20 protein-coding genes are annotated in these 20,720 nt (G+C 70.4%); 12 read left to right on the forward strand and 8 right to left on the reverse strand.

Features of this window, described 5'->3' with window-relative positions:
* Window positions 1–154: 154 nt before the first annotated feature.
* Complete coding sequence (locus tag AC07XP_RS02845; protein ID WP_495263734.1) at window positions 155–1,129, forward strand: Csu type fimbrial protein; 975 nt, start codon at window positions 155–157, stop codon at window positions 1,127–1,129.
* A 33-nt stretch (window positions 1,130–1,162) separates the two neighbouring features.
* Here the strand turns inward: AC07XP_RS02845 and map are convergent, their stop codons facing one another.
* The 8 genes from map to AC07XP_RS02885 form a co-directional block, all read right to left on the reverse strand.
* The gene (map, locus tag AC07XP_RS02850; RefSeq protein WP_495263735.1) at window positions 1,163–1,954 is read right to left on the reverse strand and encodes a type I methionyl aminopeptidase; all 792 of its coding nucleotides are present in this window, start codon (window positions 1,952–1,954) and stop codon (window positions 1,163–1,165) included.
* Window positions 1,954–2,214 carry a ParD-like family protein gene (locus AC07XP_RS02855; protein WP_062482851.1) on the reverse strand — a complete coding sequence of 87 codons (261 nt, stop codon included), beginning with the start codon at window positions 2,212–2,214 and terminating at the stop codon, window positions 1,954–1,956. The genes map and AC07XP_RS02855 overlap by 1 nt, the downstream gene beginning before the upstream one ends.
* Window positions 2,215–2,281: 67 nt before the next feature.
* Window positions 2,282–2,686 (reverse strand): DUF6194 family protein, encoded by a 405-nt coding sequence (locus tag AC07XP_RS02860; RefSeq protein ID WP_495263736.1) that lies wholly within the window; start codon window positions 2,684–2,686, stop codon window positions 2,282–2,284.
* Window positions 2,687–2,701: 15 nt separating this feature from the next.
* Window positions 2,702–3,721: a Bug family tripartite tricarboxylate transporter substrate binding protein gene (locus AC07XP_RS02865; RefSeq protein WP_495263737.1), complete on the reverse strand. Its 1,020-nt coding sequence runs from the start codon at window positions 3,719–3,721 to the stop codon at window positions 2,702–2,704.
* Between the two features lie 22 nt (window positions 3,722–3,743).
* Window positions 3,744–5,159: a sensor histidine kinase gene (locus AC07XP_RS02870; protein ID WP_495263738.1), complete on the reverse strand. Its 1,416-nt coding sequence runs from the start codon at window positions 5,157–5,159 to the stop codon at window positions 3,744–3,746.
* Window positions 5,160–5,825 (reverse strand): response regulator, encoded by a 666-nt coding sequence (locus tag AC07XP_RS02875; RefSeq protein ID WP_062482520.1) that lies wholly within the window; start codon window positions 5,823–5,825, stop codon window positions 5,160–5,162.
* 132 nt (window positions 5,826–5,957) lie between these two features.
* Complete coding sequence (locus AC07XP_RS02880; protein WP_495263739.1) at window positions 5,958–6,965, reverse strand: Bug family tripartite tricarboxylate transporter substrate binding protein; 1,008 nt, start codon at window positions 6,963–6,965, stop codon at window positions 5,958–5,960.
* 74 nt (window positions 6,966–7,039) lie between these two features.
* Entirely contained in the window at window positions 7,040–7,834 is a 795-nt protein-coding gene (locus tag AC07XP_RS02885) for an IclR family transcriptional regulator domain-containing protein (protein ID WP_056573982.1), read from the reverse strand.
* A gap of 199 nt (window positions 7,835–8,033) precedes the next feature.
* On the opposite strand from AC07XP_RS02885, the gene AC07XP_RS02890 reads away from it, so the two are divergent.
* From AC07XP_RS02890 to AC07XP_RS02940, 11 genes are all read left to right on the forward strand, one after another.
* Window positions 8,034–8,957: a shikimate dehydrogenase family protein gene (locus AC07XP_RS02890; protein ID WP_390344842.1), complete on the forward strand. Its 924-nt coding sequence runs from the start codon at window positions 8,034–8,036 to the stop codon at window positions 8,955–8,957.
* Between the two features lie 30 nt (window positions 8,958–8,987).
* Entirely contained in the window at window positions 8,988–9,821 is an 834-nt protein-coding gene (locus tag AC07XP_RS02895) for a shikimate dehydrogenase family protein (protein WP_495263740.1), read from the forward strand.
* 16 nt (window positions 9,822–9,837) lie between these two features.
* A complete protein-coding gene (pcaB, locus tag AC07XP_RS02900) occupies window positions 9,838–11,052 on the forward strand; it encodes a 3-carboxy-cis,cis-muconate cycloisomerase (RefSeq protein ID WP_095744850.1) in 1,215 nt (404 codons plus the stop codon).
* Window positions 11,049–11,474, forward strand: a complete 426-nt coding sequence (locus tag AC07XP_RS02905; protein WP_095947412.1) for a carboxymuconolactone decarboxylase family protein — start codon at window positions 11,049–11,051, stop codon at window positions 11,472–11,474. Before pcaB ends, AC07XP_RS02905 begins: the two co-directional genes overlap by 4 nt.
* Window positions 11,471–12,715 carry an MFS transporter gene (locus AC07XP_RS02910; protein ID WP_495263741.1) on the forward strand — a complete coding sequence of 415 codons (1,245 nt, stop codon included), beginning with the start codon at window positions 11,471–11,473 and terminating at the stop codon, window positions 12,713–12,715. The genes AC07XP_RS02905 and AC07XP_RS02910 overlap by 4 nt, the downstream gene beginning before the upstream one ends.
* Window positions 12,712–13,488, forward strand: a complete 777-nt coding sequence (locus AC07XP_RS02915) for an alpha/beta fold hydrolase (RefSeq protein ID WP_070059403.1) — start codon at window positions 12,712–12,714, stop codon at window positions 13,486–13,488. The genes AC07XP_RS02910 and AC07XP_RS02915 overlap by 4 nt, the downstream gene beginning before the upstream one ends.
* Window positions 13,489–13,629: 141 nt before the next feature.
* On the forward strand, window positions 13,630–15,531 hold the full coding sequence (locus AC07XP_RS02920) for a bifunctional sugar phosphate isomerase/epimerase/4-hydroxyphenylpyruvate dioxygenase family protein (protein WP_495263742.1): 1,902 nt from the start codon (window positions 13,630–13,632) through the stop codon (window positions 15,529–15,531).
* Window positions 15,532–15,580: 49 nt separating this feature from the next.
* Entirely contained in the window at window positions 15,581–17,002 is a 1,422-nt protein-coding gene (locus AC07XP_RS02925) for an MFS transporter (protein ID WP_369632327.1), read from the forward strand.
* A gap of 47 nt (window positions 17,003–17,049) precedes the next feature.
* Window positions 17,050–17,724 (forward strand): DsbA family oxidoreductase, encoded by a 675-nt coding sequence (locus tag AC07XP_RS02930; protein ID WP_495263743.1) that lies wholly within the window; start codon window positions 17,050–17,052, stop codon window positions 17,722–17,724.
* Window positions 17,725–17,839: 115 nt separating this feature from the next.
* On the forward strand, window positions 17,840–19,435 hold the full coding sequence (locus AC07XP_RS02935) for a DUF1800 domain-containing protein (RefSeq protein ID WP_495263744.1): 1,596 nt from the start codon (window positions 17,840–17,842) through the stop codon (window positions 19,433–19,435).
* 14 nt (window positions 19,436–19,449) lie between these two features.
* On the forward strand, window positions 19,450–20,673 hold the full coding sequence (locus AC07XP_RS02940) for a DUF1501 domain-containing protein (protein WP_495263745.1): 1,224 nt from the start codon (window positions 19,450–19,452) through the stop codon (window positions 20,671–20,673).
* Window positions 20,674–20,720 lie beyond the last annotated feature (47 nt).

Consider the following 20,720-nt stretch of genomic DNA (forward strand, 5'->3'; position numbering starts at 1 on the left):
GGGGTGCGGTGGTGGGCTACGACGGCTGGGTGTACCTGGACACGCTCGACGTGCGCAACACGCTGGCCGTGCGCACGCCCGACGGCGCGGTGTGCCGGGCGCAGTTCGACTGGCGGCGTCCCGAGGGCGGTGGTTTGCAGAAAGAGCGGTTGACATGTGGACGTTGAGATTCGTGAAACTGGCGCTGGCGCTCTCGTGGCTGCTCGGCATGGGCGCGGCGCATGCCGACCCGAGCTGCTGGGTCGCCAGCCAGCCGAGCTTCGCCTTCGGCACCGTGACGGCGTCGGCGGCGACGGACACCACCGCCACGGTCGGCTTCGCCTGCCAGAACGACACCGGCCAGACCATGTACATGAACTACTGCGTGTACGTCTACCAGGGCAATGAGATCGCCGGCTACGCGCCGCGCTACATGACCAACTGGAACGGCTCGCAGATGGCCTACAACATCTATTCCGATGCGGGCCGCAGCAGCATCGTCGGCCCACCGCCGGGCGGCGGCACCTACAGCAGCGCGGCGGGCGTGTTCGTGCTGCCGGCGAGCGGCGGCAACGTCGCGCTGAACATCCCGCTGTACGGCCGCGTGCCGTCCGGGCAATCGCTGGCGGCGGGCAGCTACCAGGCCAACATCTACAACTCCCAGGTCGTCTGGGGCATGAAGAGCGGCAACGCCCCCGGCAGCTGCAACGCGAGCTCGGCCAAGTACACCGGCGTGACGAATTTCTACACGCAGGTCACGGCCACCTATTCGAGCGCCTGCGCCGTCAGCGTGACGGCCACCGACCTGGACTTCGGCAGTGCCAGCTCGCTGGCGTCCGCGGTCAACGGCACGGCCGCCATCACGATGGCCTGCCCGCCCAGCACCGCCTGGAAGGTGGGGCTGAGCAATGGCGTGAACGTGGCGGGGACGCAGCGGCGCATGGCGGGCGGCACCGGTGACTACATCCAGTACGAGCTGTACCGCGATGCCGCGCGCTCGCTGCGCTGGGGCAACACCGTCGGCACGGACACGGTCGACGGCAGTGGCAACCCCGGCAGCAGCATTCCGGTCTATGGGCGGGTGCCGGCCCAGACCAATGTGACGCCGGGCAGCTACAGCGACACGATCACGGTCACCGTGACCTACTGAAGAATCGCCATCGCCCCAGGGCCGGGCCGCGCATCAGATCGGCGCGTAAGTCCCCGTGCCGCCCGGCCAGGCCGTCAGCACCTCGTAGCCGTCGGCCGTCACCGCCACCATGTGCTCCCACTGCGCGGACAGCGAGCGGTCCTTGGTCACGACGGTCCAGCCGTCGGCCAGCTGCTTCGTTTCGGCGCGGCCCGCGTTGAGCATCGGCTCGATGGTGAAGACCATGCCCGGCTCCAGCACGAGGCCCGCCCCGCGCCGCCCGAAGTGCAGCACCTGCGGTTCGTCGTGGTAGATGCGGCCGATGCCGTGCCCGCAGTATTCGCGCACCACGCTGAAGTGCTCGCGCTGCGCGACCGACTGGATCGCGTGGCCCACGTCGCCCAGCGTCGCGCCGGGCTTCACCTGGCGGATGCCGGCGCACAGCGCTTCGTAGGTCGTCTCCACCAGCCGGCGCGCGAGCACGCTGGGCGCACCGACGAAGAACATGCGGCTGGTGTCGCCGAACCAGCCGTCCTTGTTGACGGCGACGTCGATGTTGACGATGTCGCCCGCCTTCAGGATCTTGTCGGCCGAGGGAATGCCGTGGCACACCACCTGGTTCACCGAGGTGAGGATGGTCTTCGGATAGCCCAGGTAGCCCACGTTGGCGGGAATGGCGCCTTGCACCTTCACGATGTGTGCGTGGCAGAGGCGATCGAGCGCTTCGGTGCTCACGCCGGGCACGACGTGGGGCTCGATCATCGCCAGGACCTCGGCAGCCAACTGGGCGGCCCGCCGCGCCATCACCAACTCGTCGGCCGAGCGGAGGGGAACGTCGTGTGCCATCAGTGCTGCTTGCCGTTCGCGGGGGCGCGGGGCTTGCCGGGCGGGGCCGCAGTGACTGTCGCGGCAATGTCCAGCCCGCCCGAGAGCTCGGCCTGGATCAGCAACTGGCAGACCTCCCGGTAGTCGAGGTCGGGATGCATCTCGGTCAGCATGCCGACCCGCATCCAGTGCTCTGCCTGCGCATTGATCGACCGGCTGAGGGCGTTGCCCGCCACGCGCAGGTTCTCGTGCATCAGGTCTGAAATCTTGACGATGCCCATGGGCCACCTCTGTATGAAACGTATATGGATTGTATGCGTTTCATGTGGTCGGGTGTTTGAGGCCGGTCTACGCGCTCTTGTCTCGCGCGATCAGCAGGTTGCGCGCCTCCGCCAGCAGCGGCTTCACGGTCTCGAAGGTCGCGGCGCTCGGGTTGATCACGCTGACCCAGTGCATCTTGGCGTACACCGGGTGCGGCATCAGCCGGTCGATCGCGGTGTAGTCGATGTCGACTGGTGGCTGCTCGCCGAACAGCGCACGAAAGCTCTCCTTGCCCACGCCGACGTTCAGGCGGAACACGCCGGGCCGGTTCAGCTTCGAGGCGCTGTCGAACTCGTTGTCCTTCGTCACGATCGTGGCAAAGGGGAACTTGTTGTCCGCGCCGTGGAAGAAGAAGGTGTTGTCGTCGGCCACTTCGAAATGGCCGCCGCCGAGCATGTCGATGAGGTGTTGGGTGATGTCGTCTTCGGTCATGGAGATTGGATGAGGTCAAGGCTTCCAGCGCCGCAGGCCGAGCTCATCGGCCAGTGCCTGGTAGGCCTTGATGCGCGCCTGCACGTAGTCGTCGAGTGCGGCGCCGGTGAGGGCGAAAGGATAAAGGCCGTGCCGTTCGCGCAGCGCCGCGTAGCCCGGCGCGGCGGTGGCCTCGGCGAAGGCGGCGGTCCAGGCGCGCACGGCGGCGTCGGGCACGTTGGCGCTCAGGTAGACGCCGCGCACGGTCGGCCAGACGATGTCCGCGCCTTGCTCGCGCGCGGTGGGCACGCCCGTGAGCGCACCGCCCAGCCGCGCTTCGGACAGCACCGCGAGCAGGCGCAGCGGCGCGCCGCCGGCGATGGCCTGCAGCGCCTCGGCGGCGTCGCCCGGGAACGCGTCGACGTGCTTGCCCTGCAGCGCGCCCAGCGCGTCGCCGCCGCCTTCGAAGGACACGAAGCGCATCGCCTTCGGTGCGCCGCCGGCCGCGCGCACGAGCAGCGCGGCCTTCACCCAGTCCTGGCTGCCGACCGTGCCGCCCGCGCCGAAGACCACGCGCGACGGGTCCTGGCGCAGCGCGGCGATCAGGTCCTGCAAACGGCGGTAGGGCGAGTCGCGGTGCACGGCGACCACGCCGTAGTCGGTGCCCAGCGTGGCGATCCAGCGCACGGCCGAGGGCGGGTGCGGCCCGAAGCGGCCCTGCGCGAGGTTGAGCAGCGAGCCGCTGGAGAACGCGACCAGCGTGCCCGGCCCGCCGAGCTGGCCGCTCGCGATGCGGTCGAAGGCCACCGCGCCGATGCCGCCCGGCAGGTAGCGCTGCGCGAGTGGCGTGCGCGCGGGGCGCACGGCCTGCAGCGCATCGCGCGCCAGCGCGCAGGTCAGCGCGAAGCCGCCGCCGGCCTTGGCGGGAATCACGCATTCCGCCGGGCCTTCGGACACGTCGCCCGCGGCTGCCGTCGCGTGCAGCGCGGCGGGCGCGAGCCACGCGGACAGCGCGCGCAGCGCATGGCGACGGGTGAGAGCGAAGGGGCGTGGCATTGAAGGGAAGGAGGGCGGCGGTTCACCCCGCAGGCCGGGGCCACCAGATGATGGCATGCAGGCCCGGCCCCGCGCCGCGCGCTTCGAGCCGCAAATCGCCACGGTGCCGCTGCGCGATGGAACGCACGATCGCCAGGCCGAGTCCGAAGCCGCCCTGGTCCGCGCGCGTGCCGCGCCGGAAGCGCTGGCCCAAGGTGGCGCGTTCGTCCTCGCTCAGGCCGGGGCCGTCGTCCTCCACGTTGAGGCTCCAGCCCGCGGCGTCGCCGGCCGCGAAGAGCGTGATGGTGCCGGCCGCCGGCGTGTAGGCGATGGCATTGGCCACGAGGTTGCTCAGCGCCTCGCGCAGCAGGCCGCGGTCGCCCACCGCATGCAGCTCGGGCGAGGGCGCGTGGATGCCCAGGTCGATGCGCTTGGCGCGCGCCAGCGGCAACAGGTCGACCGCCACTTCGCGCAGCAGCTCGGCGGTGTCGAATTCGGCGGGTGCCACGGCCACGGTGTCGCTGCGGCCCAGCGCCAGCAGCTGCTGCGCGCTGCGCGTGGCGCGGCTGATCTCGGCGCCCAGCGCATCGAGTGCGGCGCGCACCTGCGCCGGGTCGTCCTCGCGGCGTGCGTAGTCGGCCTGCATCTGCAGCGTGGTCAAGTGCGTGCGCAGCTGGTGCGAGGCGTCGTCCAGAAACTGCCGTTGCTGCGCCACCAGTTCCTGCGTGCGCGCCATCTGCTGGTTCACGGCGGCCACCAGCGGGCGCACCTCCGCGGGCAGGTCGGTCTCGGCGATGCGCGTGAGGTCGTCGGGCGTGCGTGCCTGCACCTCGCGCGCCAGCCGCGACAGCGGGCGCAGCGCCGCCGCCAGTGCCAGCGCGGTGCCGCACAACAGCATCGCGAGGATCAGCCCGTCGCGCAGCGCGGCGCTGCGCACGAAGCGGCTTGTGAACTCCTGGCGCGAGCGCGTGCTCTCGCCAACCTGGATCAGCACGCTGCGCCCGGTGCTGCCCGCCGGCGCGCGGTCCAGGTCGCGCCGGTAGGCCGCGAGCCGCACGGCCTCGCCGAAGTAGGTGGCGTCGTAGAAGGCCGGCACGCCCATCGCCGGCTCGACCGGCGGCGCGGGCAGGTCGGCGCTGCCCAGCTCCACCAGCCCGTCGGAGGTCGCGACGCGAAAGAACACCTGCCCGCTGGCCGTGAGCTCGAAGAACTCGAACATCGTGTACGGCAGCTCGACCGAGAGCCCGCCCGAGGCCGTGGAGATGTTCGCGTCGATCGACTTGAGCGCGCCGAGCAGCGAGCGGTCGTACGCGGCGTTGGCGGCGGCCAGCGCGTCGTGCCGCGTCATCCACAGCTCGATGCCCGTCACCAGCAGCAGGGCGGGGAACAGCAGCAGCGCGAGCCGCTGCCACAGGCTGGTGCGGCGCAGGCGGTCGGTGAAGCGGCGCAGCGCGCTCACTCAGTCCGCTTCCAGCACGTAGCCCAGGCCGCGCAGCGTGACGATGCGCACGCCGCTGCCGTCGAGCCGCTTGCGCAGCCGGTACACCAGCACCTCGATGGCTTCGAGGTGCACCTCGTCGTCGTCGGAGAACACGCGATCGAGGATCTGCTGCTTCGACAGCGGCTCGCCGCTGCGCTGCACCAGCGCGCGCAGCACGGCCTGTTCGCGCGGCGACAGGGCGAGCGCTTCGCCGCCCAGCGTGAACTGCCGGCGTGCGCCGTCGTACACCAGCGGCCCGCAGGCCAGGCGCGGATGCTCCACGCCGCGCGCACGGCGCACCAGCGCGTGCAGCCGCGCTTCCAGCTCGGCCAGCGCGAAGGGCTTGGCGAGGAAGTCGTCCGCGCCCGCGTTGAGGGAGGCGACGCGCTCGTCCAGCGAATCGCGCGCCGTGAGGATCAGCGCCGGCAGCCGCTGGTCGCGTTCGCGCAGTCGCTGCAGCACCGTGTGGCCGTCCATGCCAGGCAGGCCCAGGTCGAGCACCAGCGCGTCGTGGTCGCGCTGCTGCAGCGCCCGGTCGGCCAGCCGGCCGTCGTCCACCCATTCGACCTGGATGCCTGCATGCTCCAGCGCCTTGCAGAGCCAGGTGCCCAGGGTGTGTTCGTCTTCGGCCAAGAGGATGCGCATGGGCTGGATGCTAGTGGTGCCCCGTCTTTTCGCGAAACACCGCGGAACCGGCTTTGCCGGGCCGCTGGTGTTGCCCCCGGCGAGGGGGGTGGCGTAGCGACACGAAGTGCGCGAAGCCTGGGGGAGTGCCAATCAATCAGGCTTGATGTTTGCCCGGGCGATGACCTTCTGCCAGCGGTTCTGTTCGGCGGTGATGAACTGCGCGAACTGCTCCGGCGTGCCGCCCACGGCCTCGGCCGCATCGGCCGTGAGGCGCTGCATCGAGTCGGGCGACTTCACGGCCTTCATGGTTTCGGCCGACAGCTTGGCCATCTGCGCGGGCGTGATGCTGGCCGGCGCGAGCATGCCGTACCACTGCGTCATTTCGAAGCCGGGGAAGCCTTGCTCGGCCACGGTCGGCACGTCGGGCAGTTGGGCGAGGCGCTTGGCCGAGCCGGTCGCGATGCAGCGCACCTTGCCGGCCTTGATGAACGGAATGATCGCCGCTGCGCCGATGGCCGAGGCGTCGAGCCGGCCCGAGAGCAGGTCGGTCACCATCGGGCCGGTGCCGCGGTAGGGCACGTGCAGCATGAAGACCTCGGCGGTCATCTTCAGGTACTCGAAGGCCAGGTGGCCCGCGCTGCCGTTGCCGGCCGAGCCGTAGCTCAGCTTGCCGGGCTTGCTCTTGGCGTAGGCGATGAACTCCTTGAGGTTCTTCGCCGGCACGTCGGGGTGCACCACGTAGAGGCTGGGCACCTTGGCCAGCAGGCTCACGGGCTTGAAGTCCTTGTTCGCGTCGTAGGGCAGCTTGGCGAAGATGTAGGGGTTCACGGCCAGCGTGCCGATGTGGCCCAGGATCAGCGTGTGCTGGTCGGTGGCGCGCGCGACTTCGCTCATGGCGATGTTGCCGGCCGCGCCGGGCTTGTTGTCCACGAACACGCTCTGGCCCAGCGTGCGCGACAGCTCGGCGGCGGTGGAACGCGCCACGATCTCCGAGCTGCCGCCCGGCGCGAAAGGCACGACGAAGCGGATCGACTTGCTGGGCCAGGCATCTTGCGCCGAAGCTATCGAAGGCAGCAGGCCGCCGAGGGTGAGGGCGCCGCCGGCTTGCAGCCAGTGGCGGCGGCTCAGGGAAACGTCGGTGGGGAAGCGGTCGGACATGGCTTGTCTCCAGTATTTTTTGGATGGAAGCCCGCATCCTGCCGGGCGGATGCTGTCGGAATGCTGTCAGTGCCTCAGATCAGGTTGCGCATCGCCTGCGCCGTCTCGCGCAGCACCGGCAGCACGCGGGCCACCGCGTCTTCCGAACTCTCGTGCCCCATCGGCATCGTGATGTTGAGCGCGCCCACCAGCGTGCCGTGGCGGTCGCGCAGCGGCACGGCGATGCCGCGCGAGTTCAGGTCGAGCTGCTGCTCCGACAACGCCCAGCCCTGGGCGCGGATGCGTGCCAGCTCGAGTTTCATGCGCTCCATGCTCGCGATGGTGTGCGAGGTGAACACCGTGAGCTGCCGCGTGGCCAGCCAGTCGTTCAGCTCGGCGTCGCTGCGCAGCGCCAGCATCAGCATGCCCGAGGCCGTGACCTGCGCCGGCACGCGCGCACCGAGCACGTAGCCGGTGCTCATGCTGCGGTTGGGGCCGTTGCGCGCGATGTAGACCACCTCGTCGCCGTCCATCACGCTGAGGTAGGCGATCTCGTTGGTGCCGGCCGCCACGCGTTGCAGAAAAGGCTGCACCACGCGCGGCAGCCGGGCCGATTCGAGGTACGACTGGCCCAGGCGCAGCACGCGCGGCGTGAGCCAGAACAGCTTGCCGTCGCTGGCCACGTAGCCCATGTGCTGCAGGGTGAGCAGGTAGCGCCGCGCGGCGGTGCGCGTCATGTTCGTGCGCTGGCCGGCCTGGCTGGCCGTGAGGCGCGGGTTGGCGTCGTCGAAGGCCTCGATGATGCTCACGCCGCGCTCCAGCCCGGCGATCCAGTCGCGCTTGTCCAGGCCGGCGGGCGGCGTCGAGTCGTCGGGGCTGGTGCTGTTCATGGGCGGAAGTGTGCCCGCGTCCGGCACGGCGGCGGAGTCTGAATGGATAAGTAAAAACCCGCAATTTGATCGATTGACGAACTTAAAAGATCGATCATCGAACGTTTCTCGTCCCGTATGTCGGCAGGCTGTGCGCGAAGGGACTATAAAGCCCGCTGCTCCGCCCCGAAACGAGCGATTGACGAACGGAAGCACGCCCATGAGCCCCATCATCACCGGCAGCACCCAGGCCTACCTCATCCCCGGCGACCCGGTCCGCAACGTGCGGCTGCCGCGCATGTTCAACGCGGCCTTCGCGCGCTACGGCATCGACGCGGTGCTGGTGCCCATGCAGGTGCCGGTGCGCGACTTCGCGGTGTTCATGAAGTCGGCCTTCCTGGCGCGCAACGTGCGCGGCATGGTGATCGCGCCGCCGCACAAGCCGCGCGTGGTCGACCTGCTCGACGGCTGCGGCCTGTTCGGCCGCGTGGCCGGCTCGGTCAACGTGGTGCGCCGCACCGAGGGCGACCAGCTCGAGGGTGACCTGTTCGACGGCGAAGGCCTGATCGGCGCGCTCGACCGCTGCAACGTGCCGTTTCGCGGCAAGCGCGTGCTGATCCTCGGCGCGGGCGTGAGCGCCGCGGCCATCGGCGTGGCGCTGGCCGAAGGCGGCACGGTGAACGGCGCCGAGCACATCGCCTTCTTCGACACCGCCTCCGGCAAGGCCGCGGGCGTGGCCGCCAAGCTCGACGCTTTTTTCGACGCGACCGTGGTCGCGGTCGACAGCAACGCGCCCGAGGGCTACGACCTTGTCATCAACGCCACGCCGCTGGGCCTGGCCGAAGACGACGCGCTGCCGCTGGACGTGGCACGCATGGAACCGCACGCGGCGCTGTTCGACATCCTGCTGCGCAACCAGCCCACGCCGCTGGTGCGCGCGGCGCGGGCGCGCGGGCTCAATGCGCAGGCCGGCTTCGAGATGCTGGTGCAGCAGATGCCGCACTACTTCCGCTACTTCGGCCACATCGACGCGGCCGATGCGATGCAGGCCGACGCCGACTTTTTGCGCGAGCTCATCTATCCGCCGGCGATGCACGCCGAGATCGCAATGCCCCTGCGCTACCAATCCCCGAGCGTGGCCTGACCCCGCACCTTCCTGAACAAGACGACCCCCATGATCTCCGGCAAGACCACGCTCATCGCCCACATCGGCTACCCCACCGAGGCCTTCAAGGCGCCGATGATCTACAACCCCTGGTTCGACAAGCAGGGCATCGACGCGGTCGTGGTGCCCATGGGCGTGAAGCCCGAGGACTACGCGGTGTCGCTCGCGCAGATCTTCAAGTTCTCGAACCTGCGCGGCGCGTTGGTGACGATGCCGCACAAGGTCACGACGATGTCGCTGGTCGACGAGGTCACGCCCACCGCGCGCGTCGCGGGCGCCTGCAACGCCGTGCTCAAGCGGCCCGACGGCACCCTGCTGGGCGACCAGTTCGACGGCGCGGGCTTCGTGCGCGGCGTGGAGCGCAAGGGGCGCCTGTTCAAGGGCACGCGCGTCCTGGTGTCGGGCACGGGCGGCGTCGGGTCGGCCATTGCGGCGTCGATCGCGGCGGCCGGCGCGGCCGAGCTGATGCTGTTCGACATGAGCGACGCTTCGGCGCAGGCACTGGCCGCGCGGCTGCGCGAGCACTATCCGCAGATGAAGGTCACCACCGGATCGAAGGACCCGGCCGGCTTCGACGTGGTCGTCAACGCCACGCCGCTGGGCATGAAGGACAGCGACCCGCTGCCCTTCGACGTGGACCGCATCGCGCCCGAGACCTTCGTCGGCGAGGTCGTCATGAAGACCGAATACACGCCGCTGCTGCAGGCCGCCAAGGCCAAGGGCTGCCAGGTGCAGGTCGGCACCGACATGCTGTTCGAGATGATCCCGGCCTACCTCGAGTTCTTCGGCTTCGGCACGGCCTCACCCGAAGAACTGCGCGCCGTGGCCCAACTGAAATACTGAAAACACCGGAACACGCATGAGCATTTTTGAAGGCTTCCTTTCCACCTCCGAAACGCTGGGCGCCTTCAGCGACCGCGCCTTCGTCGACGCCATGCTGCGCTTCGAGGCCGCGCTCGCGCGCGCACAGGCGGCCGAGGGGCTGATTCCTGAGAGCGCCGCGCATTCGATCGTCGGCAGCTGCAAGGTCGAGCTGTTCGACGTGGCCAAGATCGTGCGCGAGAGCGGACGCGCCGGCAGCGTCGCCATCCCGCTGGTGAAGGCGCTGCGCGAAGCGGTGGGCCTGTTCAATGCCGAGGCTGTGCCCTTCGTGCACTTCGGCAGCACCAGCCAGGACGTGATCGACAGCGCGATGGCGCTGGTCACGCGCGAAGCCGTCGCGCTGGTCGAGGCCGACCTCGCCAAGGCCGCCGACGCACTGCTGCGCCTGGCGGTGCAGCACGCCGACACGCCGATGCTCGCACGCACGCTGATGCAGCCGGCCTCGGTCACCAGCTTCGGCTTCAAGTGCGCCGGCTGGGCCGCGCCGCTGGTGCGCAGCCGCACCCGCCTGCGCGCCGCCGCGAAGCACGCGCTGCAGCTGCAGCTCGGCGGCGCCGTCGGCACGCTGGCGCAGATGAAGGGGCAGGGCGCCGCGGTGCGCCAGCGCATGGCCAAGGAACTCGGCCTGGGCGACCCCGGCGCCACGTGGCACACGCAGCGCGACGAATGGGTCGCGCTCGGGTGCGAACTCGGCCTGCTCACGGGCAGCCTGGGCAAGGTCGCGGTCGACATCTCGCTGCTCGGCCAGTACGAAGTGGCCGAGGTCGCCGAGCCCAGCGAACCCGGGCGCGGCGGCTCGTCGGCGATGCCGCACAAGCGCAACCCCGTGGCCTCGATGGTCGCCATCGCCGCCGCGCACCGCGCGCCGCAGCGCGTGGCCGCCTTGCTCGGCGCCATGCCGCAGCAGCACGAACGCGCGCTCGGCGCCTGGCAGGCCGAGCTGGCCGAATGGCCGCAGCTGTTGATGTCGGCGCACGGCAGCGTGCGCGCCATGGCCGGCGCCTTGCCCGGCCTGCAGGTCGATGCGGCGCGCATGCGCGCCAACATCGACCGGCTGCGCGCCGAGCTGCCGCGCGACGCGGCGGACGAATGGTTCGACCCGGCGCTGGCCGTGAACGCCGGCCAGACCGCACTGGCGCAGGTGAAAGCCCTGCAAGCCCAACTCTCATCCGACAAGGAACTCTCGCCATGACCGCCCCCGACACCCCGAGCAATCCTTACGAAGACGGCCTCGTCAACCGCCGCCGCGTGCTCGGCGACGCCTGGGTCGACAAGTCGCTCGCCAACCGCAACGGCTTCAACGCCGAGTTCCAGGAGCTCATCACGCGCCACGCGTGGAACGACATCTGGGGCCGCCCCGCGCTGGGCGACAAGACGCGCCGCTTCATGGTGCTGTCGATGATGCTGGGCATCCATGCGTACGAAGAATTCGCCATGCACGTGCGCGCCGCGCTCGACGGCCCGCCCGAGTCGCGCCTCACGCCCGACGAGATCAAGGAAGTGATCATGATGGCCGCGATCTACTGCGGCGTGCCGGTGGCCAACCACGCCTTCGGCATCGCGACGAACATCCTGCGCGAGAAGGGCCTGCTGCCGCCAGTGGCGGCGCAGTGAGCGCGACGGAAGGCCGGGGCGGCAAGGGCCGCTTCGACGTCGGCTTCACCTTGTTGTTGCCGCTGCTGCTCGCGGCGCAGCCCGTGGCGACCGACAGCTACCTGCCGGCGCTGCCCGCCATCGCGGGCGAACTCGGCTCGGCCAGCACCAGCCTCACGCTGTTCGTGCTGGCCTTCGGCTTTGCGCAGTTGCTGTGCGGCCCGCTGGCCGACCGCTTCGGGCGCCGGCCGGTGCTGCTCGCGGGCCTGGGCTGCTATGCCATCGCGGCCTTCGGCGGTGCGTTCGCCGGCAGCGTGGCGGTGCTCGCGGGCTGGCGCACGCTGCAGGGCTTCTCGATGGCGGCGATCCTCGTGTGCGCGCGTGCCGCGGTGCGCGACCTGTATCCGGCGCACGAAGGCCCGCACGTCATGGCGCGCGGCCTCACGGGGCTGGGCGTGGTCGGCCTCATGGCGCCGCTGCTCGGCGCCTGGCTGGTGCAGGGCGCGGGCTGGCGCTGGGTGATGGTGGCGATGGCGCTCTATGCCGTGGTGCTGTTCGCGCTGTGCTGGCGCTCGTTCGGCGAAACCCGCCGGCCGTGGGGCGAGGGCGAATCGTCCGCGCCGCGCGGCAGCACGCGCGCCGTGTTCGCGAGCCGCGCCTTCCGCGCCTGGGCCTCGGTGGCGGCGGCCACCTACGGCGGGCTGTTCTGCTTCTTGCTGCTCTCGCCGATGGTCTACATCGGCTACCTCGGCTGGTCGCCCGCGTGGTACGGCTGGATTCCGGCCGGCGGCTCGCTGGTCTACATCTTCAGCACCACGATGTGCCGCAGCCTGTTGCGCCGCTTCGGGCCGATGCGCACCGTGCGCCTGGGCGCGGTGCTGAGCATCACCGGGGCCGTGATTCAGGCGCTGGGCTGCTGGCTGATGCCGCACAGCGCGGTGCCGCTGCTGGCGGGCCACGCCGTGTACTGCCTCGGCCACGGCATCCACCAGCCCTGCGGGCAGGCCGGCGCCGTGGGCGACCTGCCGCACCTGGCGGGGCGCGCCGTGTCGTGGTCCGGTTTCGGCATGATGATGGTCGCGTTCTGCGTGGGGCAGGTCGCCGCGCTGTTTGTCGACACGAGTTTTTCGTACGGTGCCTGGCCGATGGTGGTGCCGATGCTGATGGCCGGCACCGTGTTGCTGGCCATCGCGTTCCTGTGGCTGCCGCGCCTTGCACAACCTGCTTCGTCATCCGCTTCCCATAAGGACTCCACACCATGACCACTTCCACCCCCCGCCTGAATGTCGTGCGCGAAGGCGACGGCCCCTTCGTCGTGCTCAGCCATGCGCTCGGCTGCGACCTGCACATGTGGGACGGCGTGGCCGCGCAGCTCGCGCGCGCCCACACGGTGATCCGCTACGACCACCGCAACCACGGCGGCTCCGAGGTGGTGCCCGGCGTGCTGCGCGTGGAAACGCTGGCGCAGGACGCGTCCGAGCTGATCGCGCGCGAGACGGGCGGCGAGCCCGTGCACTTCGTGGGCCTGTCGATGGGCGGCATGACCGCGCAGGCGCTGGCGGTGCGGCACGCCGCGCAGCTCAAGACCGTGGTGATCGCCAATTCGGCCGCGCACTACCCCGACCAGGCCCCGTGGCGCCTGCGCGCGGAAACCGTGGCCGCCAAGGGCGTGGCCGCCATCGCCCCGGGCGCCGTGGCGCGCTGGCTCACGCCGGCCTATGCCGCCACCCCCGAGGGCGCGGTGGCCGCGCGCACCCTGCACGACACGCTGGTGCGCACCGACGCGCAGGGCTACATCGAGAGCTGCAACGCCGTGGCCGCCATCGACTTCCGCGACAGCAACCGCCGCATCGCCACGCCCACGCTGGTGATCGGCGGGCTGCAAGACGAGGCCACTCCCCTGGCCATGTCCGAGGCCATGGTGGCGCAGATCCCGGGCGCGCGGCTGGCGACCATCGACGCCGCGCACCTGAGCGCGGTGGAGCGCCCGGTCGAGTTCGCGCAGATGCTGATCGATTACTGGCGCAGCCTCTGAAAAAACGCCCGGCCCGCATCCCCACGCGGGCTAGGTGTAACCCCTATTTCGTTCGAATGATGATCGGCAGCGTTCGATCATCGATCAGACGGGGCTGATTTGCGTTGTGGCGCGCCCGGGCTCTTTCTACAGTCCATCCCCATGCACCGCGCCATTGCCACCGTCTCGCTCAGCGGCACCCTCCGCCAGAAGCTCGAAGCCATTGCGGCCGCGGGCTTCGACGGCATCGAGCTGTTCGAAGCCGACTTCGTCAACTTCCGCGGCACCGCCGCCGAGCTGCGCCGCATCGTGGCCGACCTGGGCCTGGCTATCGACCTGTACCAGCCGTTCCGCGACTTCGAAGGCATGCCCGAGGCGCAGTTCCACCGCAGCCTGGAGCGCGCCGAACGCAAGTTCGACCTCATGGAAGCCATGGGCGCGCCGCTGGTGCTGTGCTGCTCCAACACCTCGCCGCTGTCGGTGAACGACCCGGCGCGCGCCGCCGCCCAGCTGCACGAGCTGGCCGAGCGCGCCGCGCGCCGCAACCTGCGCGTGGGCTTCGAGGCGCTGGCCTGGGGCCGCCACACCTCGCGCTATGCCCAGGCCTGGGACATCGTGCAGCGCGCCGACCACCCGCACCTCGGGCTGATCCTCGACAGCTTCCACACGCTGTCGCTGAAGGACGATCCGGCGGGCATCGCCGCGATTCCGGGCGAGAAGATCTTCTTCGTGCAGATGGCCGACGCGCCGCTGTTGTCGATGGACGTGCTGCAATGGGCGCGCCACCACCGCTCGTTCCCGGGGCAGGGCGACTTCGACGTGGTCGGCTTCTTCGAGCAGGTGCTGCGCGCGGGCTACACCGGGCCGCTGTCGCTGGAGATCTTCAACGACATCTTCCGCGAGACGCCGAACCGTCGCACCGCCGTCGATGCGATGCGCTCGCTGCTGTACCTCGAAAGCGAAACGCGCGAGCGGCTCACCGCGGGTCACGCGCCCGTGCAGCCGCAGCGCGTGGAGCTGTTCAACCCGCCGCCCGCGCCGGCGCTCTCGGGCCTGTCGTTCATCGAGTTCGCGGCCGACGAGGCCTCGGCCGCCACGCTCGGCGCGCTGCTCGGGCAGCTGGGCTTTCGTCGTGTGGGGCGCCATCGCTCCAAGGCCGTCACGCTGTACCGCCAGGGCGGCATCCACTTCATCGTCAACGCGCAGCCCGATTCGTTCGCGCGCCAGCGTTTCGAGGCGCACGGCACCTCGGTCTGCGCGCTGGGCGTGCGCTGCGCCGACCCGCTCGCGGCCGTGGGCCGCGCCAGCGCCATGCGCTCGCAGCGCCACGACAGCCCGGTCGGGCCGAACGAGCTGCGCGTGCCGGCCATCGTGGCGCCGGGCGGCAACCTGATCCATTTCGTGCCCGAGGCGCTGGGCGCCAACGGGCTGTACGAGACCGACTTCATCCTCGAAGACGCGGGGCCCGACGCGCACGATGCCGGCCTCACGCGCATCGACCACGTCGCGCTGGGCCTGGCGCTCGACCAGCTCGACACCTGGGTGCTGTTCACACGCGCCGTGCTCGGCCTGGAGCCTGGCGAGAGCCTGGAGCTGGCCGACCCCTTCGGGCTGATCCGAAGCCGCGGCGTGGCCAATGCCGACCGCAGCCTGCGCCTGGTGCTGAACGTGTCGCTGAGCCAGCGCACGCGCACTGCGCGCACGCTGAGCGTGACCGGCGGCGGCGCGGTGCACCACATCGCGCTCGATTGCGACGACATCTTCGACACCGTGGCCCGGCTGCGCGCCAACGGCACGCGCTTCGTGCCGATCTCGGACAACTACTACGACGACCTGGCCACGCGCATCGACGTGGCGCCCGAACTGCTGGCGCGCATGCGCGAAGCGGGCGTGCTGTTCGACCGCTCGGCGGCCGGCGACTACCTGCACATCTACACCGAGAGTTTCGACGGCGGCCTCTTCTTCGAGGTCGCGCAGCGCGTGGGCGGCTACGACGCCTACGGCGCGCTCAACGCACCCGCGCGCATGGCGTCGCAGGCGCAGCAGCCCCAACAAAAAGACTGATTCTTTCCCCTTGCATCCGACACCTTCGTCACACCACTGGAGACAACCCATGGCCCACCCATCCGCCAAAGAGCCGCAAGGCAAGCACCAGTCGAGGAAAGCCGCCGCCAGCGGCTGGATCGGCTCGGCGCTGGAGTACTACGACTTCTTCATCTACGCCACCGCCGCGGCGCTGATCTTTCCGCAGATCTTCTTCCCCAAGGGCGACCCGACCACGGCCATCATCGCGTCGCTCGCGACCTACGGCGTGGGCTATGTCGCGCGCCCCATCGGCGCCTTCGTGCTCGGCCACTGGGGCGACACGCACGGGCGCAAGCAGGTGCTGGTGCTGTGCATGTTCCTGATGGGCTTCTCGACCGTGGCCGTGGGCCTGCTGCCGACCTACGACCAGGTCGGCCTGCTGGCACCGGCGCTGCTGGTGTTCCTGCGCCTGGTGCAGGGCTTCGCCGTGGCCGGCGAAATTTCGGGCGCGAGCTCGATGATCCTGGAGCACGCGCCGTTCGGGCGCCGCGGCTTCTTCGCGAGCTTCACCTTGCAGGGCGTGCAGGCCGGCCAGATCCTGGCGGCCGCCGTGTTCCTGCCGCTGGCGCACTACATGCCTGAAGAGTCCTTCAACTCGTGGGGCTGGCGCATTCCGTTCCTGCTGAGCTTCATCGTGATCGTGGCCGGCTACATCATCCGCCGCGAGGTCGACGAGACGCCGGCCTTCGCCGAAGTCGACCAGAAGGGCGAAGTGGCCAAGGCGCCCATCGTCCAGGCGCTGACCGACAGCTGGGGCGACATGCTGCGCGTGATCTGCATGGCGCTGATGAACGTGATTCCCGTGGTCGCCACCGTGTTCGGCGCGGCCTACGCGGTGCAGGCCGCCTACGGCATCGGCTTCCAGAAAGACGTGTACCTGTGGATTCCCGTGCTGGGCAACATCCTGGCCGTGCTGGTGATCCCGTTCGTGGGCAACCTGTCGGACCGCATCGGCCGCAAGCCGCCGATCATCGTGGGCGCACTGGCTTCGGGCCTGCTGTCGTTCGTGTACCTGTACGCCATCAGCATCAAGAACGTGCCGCTGGCGATCTGCATGTCGCTCTTGATGTGGGGCGTCGTGTACCAGGGCTACAACGCGACCTTCCCGAGCTTCTACCCGGAGCTGTTCCGCACCCGCAACCGCGTGTCGGCCATGGCCATCTCGCAGAACATCGGCACCACCTTCACCGCGCTGCTGCCCGCGCTGTTCGCCGCCGTGGCGCCTCCGGGCTCGACCAACATCTGGTTCACCGTGGGTGCCATCACCTTCGCCGTGACCGTGCTGGCCGCGCTGGCCGCCATGAGCGCCCGCGAGACCTATCGCGTCCACATGCACGACCTGGGCAACCCGAACGCCGTGCCGGTCGACAAGGCCGAGTACGACCGGCTGCGCGAAGAAACGCTGGCCAGCGCCCGCACGGAGCGCGAGCGCCGCAAGGCCATGGCCTGAAGACCCCGCGCGCACAAAGGGGTTGTGGCGCCATGAAGAATGGCGCCATGACCGCCCATCTCAAGATCGATTTCGTTTCCGATGTGTCCTGCCCCTGGTGCGCCGTGGGCCTCGGCTCGCTCGAGGCCGCCCTGAAACGGGTGGCGCCGGAGGTCACGGCCGAGCTGCATTTCCAGCCCTTCGAGCTGAACCCGCAGATGCCGCCCGAAGGCCAGGACACCTTCGAGCACCTGAACCAGAAGTACGGCTCCTCGCGCGAGCAGCAGACCCAGGCCCGCGAGGCGATCCGCCAGCGCGGCGCGGCCGTCGGCTTCGAGTTCAGCGCCGGGGGGCGGCCCCGCGTGTACAACACCTTCAACGCCCACCGCCTGCTGCACTGGGCCGAGCTGGAAGACCCGGCCAAGCAGGTGGCGCTCAAGAAGCTGCTGCTGAAGGCCTACTTCACCGACAGCCAGAACCCTTCGGATACCGACGTGCTGGTGCGCGCGGCGACCGAGGCGGGGCTCGACGCGGCGCGGGCTCGCGAGATCCTGGCCGGCGACGAGTTCGCGCAGGAAACCCGCGAACGCGAGCGCCTGTACACCGACGCCGGCATCCATTCGGTGCCCGCGATCATCATCAACGACCAGCACCTGATCTCCGGCGGCCAGCCGGTCGAGGTGTTCGAGCGCGCGCTGCGGCAGATTGCGGGCGCGGAGCCCAGCAGCACGGCCATGGCCTGAACGTGCGGGGCCTCGGCCCCGTCGTTTCGTCCTGAAACGAAGCTGACCTTCAGCTTTACCTGAGCGCGGCCCGAGGTCGGTCAACCGCCTACATCGCGAAGCGGTTGAAGGGCGCATGATCGACCGCATGCCGTTTCCGAAGCTGCACCGTTCGCGCGCGATCGCCGTGACGCTGGTCGCCGTGCTGGCGCTCACCGCCTGCTCCACCGGCCTGCTGCGTCCCGAGGGCCCGCCGCTCACGGCGCTGGGCCATGCCGCCGACACGCCCGCTGCGCAATTGCGCTGGCTGGACCGCGTGAGCTGGGGCGCCAACGCCGGCAGCCAGGCCGAGCTGGCGCGCGACGGCCTGCCGCGCTGGATGGGCCGCCAGCTGCGTCCCGCGCCGCGTCCGCTGCCCGCGGCGGCGCAGGCACAGATCGACGCCATGGCCATCTCGCGCACGCCGCTCGACCAGCTCGTCTTCGCGCTCGATGCCCGGCGCAAGGCCGCCGATGCCTTGCCCGACGAAGAAGCGAAGAAGGCCGCGCGCACGGCCTACCAACAGGAACTCAACACCCTCGCGCGCGAGGCGCAGCAGCGCTTCCTGCTGCGCGCGCTGTATTCGCCCAACCAGCTGCAGGAGCAGATGACCTGGTTCTGGATGAACCACTTCAGCGTCAGCATCCGCAAGGACCTGGTGCGCGCGATGGTCGGCGACTACGAAGAGAACGCCATCCGCCCGCACGCGCTCGGCAAGTTCCGCGACCTGCTGGGCGCCACCGCGCGGCACCCGGCCATGCTGCGCTACCTCGACAACGCGCAGAACGCCGCCAACCGCATCAACGAGAACTACGCGCGCGAGCTCATGGAGCTGCACACGCTGGGCGTGGGCGGCGGCTACACGCAGGCCGACGTGCAGGAGCTGGCGCGCGTGCTGACCGGCGTGGGCGTCAGCGTGCAGCCGCCCGACGCGGCGCCGCCCGCGGTGCGCCCGGCCGTGCGCGCCGACTACGTGCGCCAGGGCCTGTTCGAGTTCCACCCGAACCGGCACGACTACGGCCCGAAGACCTTCCTGGGCCAGCCCATCCAGGCGCGCGGCCTGGCCGAGACCGACGAGGCGCTCGACCGCCTGGCGCGCGCGCCGGCCACCGCGCGCTTCATCTCGCGCAAGCTCGCCGTGTACTTCGTGGCCGACGAGCCGCCGCCCGCGCTGGTCGATCGCATGGCCGCCACCTTCACGCGCAGCGACGGCGACATTGCCGCCACCTTGCAGGCGCTGTTCGAATCGCGCGAGTTCGCGGCCTCGCTGGGTCGCAAGTTCCGTGACCCCGTGCACTACGTGGTGGCGGGCGTGCGGCTGGCCTACGACGAGCGCGTGGTGCTCAACACCACGCCGATGATCGGCTGGATCAACCGCATGGGCGAGACCCTGTACGCCCACGAGACGCCCGACGGCTACCCGCTCAACGAGGCCGCCTGGGCCAGCGCGGGCCAGATGAACACCCGCTTCGAAATCGCGCGCGCCATCGGCACGGGCGGCGCCGTGCTGTTCCGCACCGACGACAAGGCCCCGCTCGAGAAGCCGCCGTTTCCGCCACTGGCCGAGTCGCGCGCCGTGCAGGCGCTGCAACCCGGCCTGAGCGCCGACACGCAGCAGGCGCTCGCGCAGGCGAAGAACCCGCCGGAGTGGAACACCTTCCTGCTGGCATCGCCCGAGCTGATGCGGCGTTGAAAAGAGGGACCGTCATGCAACGTCGACACCTGCTGCAACTCATCGCCGCCACGCCGCTGGCCGGCGCCGCAGCGCGCGCGGTCGCCGCGCCCGCTGCCGAGGGCACCAAGCTGCTCGTCGTGTTCCTGCGCGGCGCCTACGACAGCACCAGCCTGCTGGTGCCCACCGCGAACAGCGACTTCTATTACGCCTCGCGGCCCAACATCGCCATCCCCCGGCCCGGCACGCCCGACGGCGCGTTGCCGCTCGAGGGCGGCGACTGGGGCCTGCACCCCGCGCTCGCGCAGAGCGTGCTGCCGCTGTACCAGCGCAAGCAGGCGGCCTTCATCGCCTTCGCCGGCACCGACGACCTCACGCGCAGCCACTTCGAGACGCAGGACGCCATCGAGCTGGGCGTGGCGCCCGACAACGCGCGGCGCGACTACCGCTCGGGCTTTCTCAACCGGCTGGCCGGCGTGCTCGGCGCCGGACCGCTGGCCGACGTGTCGCCCATCGCCTTCACCGACCAGCTGCCCATCGTGCTGCGCGGCGACGACGCCAAGGCCGCCAACATGGCGCTCGCGGGCGTGGCGCGGCAGGCCCTCGATGCGCGGCAGAGCCAGATCATTGCGTCGATGTACCGCAACACCGCGCTCGCGCAGCCCGTGGCCGAGGGCTTCCAGGTGCGCGACGAGGTGGTGCGCGCCATGCAGGCCGAGATGGACGCCGCCAGCCGCAACGCCATGAGCCCCAAGGGCTTCGAGCAGGTCGCGCGCCGCATGGCGCTCTTGATGCGCGAGCGCTTCGACATCGGCTTTGTCGACGTCGGCGGCTGGGACACCCACGTGGGGCAGGGCGCGGCCAAGGGCTACCTGGCCAACCGTTTCGAAGAACTGGGCCGCGGCGTGGCGGGCTTCGCGCAGGAGATGGGCGAGCCTGCCTGGCGCCAGACCGTGGTGGTCGTCGTCAGCGAGTTCGGCCGCACCTTCCGCGAGAACGGCAACCGCGGCACCGACCACGGGCACGGCACCGTGTACTGGGTGCTCGGCGGCGGCCTGGCCGCGCAGGCGGGCGGGCGCGTCGTGGGCGAACAGCAGCCGCTGACGCAGGCCACGCTGTTCCAGAACCGCGACCACGCGGTGCTCAACGAGTACCGGGCGGTGCTGGGCGGGTTGTTCCAGCGGATGTACGGGCTGTCGACGGCGCAGGTGGCGCGGGTGTTCGGCGGTGCGGCGGTGAAGGACCTGCGGCTGGTCTAGCGATCCGGCGCATGCCGCCGCACGGCGCTGGCGGCAACGCCACCGAG

This window comes from Variovorax sp. GW531-E2 (assembly GCF_059423125.1).

Excerpts from the sequence above, each read along its gene's own strand:
- AC07XP_RS02865 (WP_495263737.1), bottom strand. The coding sequence starts at position 3,721 with ATGCCACGCCCCTTCGCTCTCACCCGTCGCCATGCGCTGCGCGCGCTG.
- AC07XP_RS02930 (WP_495263743.1), top strand. The coding sequence starts at position 17,050 with ATGACCGCCCATCTCAAGATCGATTTCGTTTCCGATGTGTCCTGCCCC.
- AC07XP_RS02935 (WP_495263744.1), top strand. The coding sequence starts at position 17,840 with ATGATCGACCGCATGCCGTTTCCGAAGCTGCACCGTTCGCGCGCGATC.
- AC07XP_RS02875 (WP_062482520.1), bottom strand. The coding sequence starts at position 5,825 with ATGCGCATCCTCTTGGCCGAAGACGAACACACCCTGGGCACCTGGCTC.
- AC07XP_RS02880 (WP_495263739.1), bottom strand. The coding sequence starts at position 6,965 with ATGTCCGACCGCTTCCCCACCGACGTTTCCCTGAGCCGCCGCCACTGG.
- AC07XP_RS02885 (WP_056573982.1), bottom strand. The coding sequence starts at position 7,834 with ATGAACAGCACCAGCCCCGACGACTCGACGCCGCCCGCCGGCCTGGAC.
- AC07XP_RS02905 (WP_095947412.1), top strand. The coding sequence starts at position 11,049 with ATGACCGCCCCCGACACCCCGAGCAATCCTTACGAAGACGGCCTCGTC.
- AC07XP_RS02915 (WP_070059403.1), top strand. The coding sequence starts at position 12,712 with ATGACCACTTCCACCCCCCGCCTGAATGTCGTGCGCGAAGGCGACGGC.
- AC07XP_RS02845 (WP_495263734.1), top strand. The coding sequence starts at position 155 with ATGTGGACGTTGAGATTCGTGAAACTGGCGCTGGCGCTCTCGTGGCTG.
- pcaB (WP_095744850.1), top strand. The coding sequence starts at position 9,838 with ATGAGCATTTTTGAAGGCTTCCTTTCCACCTCCGAAACGCTGGGCGCC.
- AC07XP_RS02925 (WP_369632327.1), top strand. The coding sequence starts at position 15,581 with ATGGCCCACCCATCCGCCAAAGAGCCGCAAGGCAAGCACCAGTCGAGG.
- AC07XP_RS02855 (WP_062482851.1), bottom strand. The coding sequence starts at position 2,214 with ATGGGCATCGTCAAGATTTCAGACCTGATGCACGAGAACCTGCGCGTG.
- AC07XP_RS02860 (WP_495263736.1), bottom strand. The coding sequence starts at position 2,686 with ATGACCGAAGACGACATCACCCAACACCTCATCGACATGCTCGGCGGC.
- AC07XP_RS02940 (WP_495263745.1), top strand. The coding sequence starts at position 19,450 with ATGCAACGTCGACACCTGCTGCAACTCATCGCCGCCACGCCGCTGGCC.
- map (WP_495263735.1), bottom strand. The coding sequence starts at position 1,954 with ATGGCACACGACGTTCCCCTCCGCTCGGCCGACGAGTTGGTGATGGCG.
- AC07XP_RS02895 (WP_495263740.1), top strand. The coding sequence starts at position 8,988 with ATGATCTCCGGCAAGACCACGCTCATCGCCCACATCGGCTACCCCACC.
- AC07XP_RS02920 (WP_495263742.1), top strand. The coding sequence starts at position 13,630 with ATGCACCGCGCCATTGCCACCGTCTCGCTCAGCGGCACCCTCCGCCAG.
- AC07XP_RS02890 (WP_390344842.1), top strand. The coding sequence starts at position 8,034 with ATGAGCCCCATCATCACCGGCAGCACCCAGGCCTACCTCATCCCCGGC.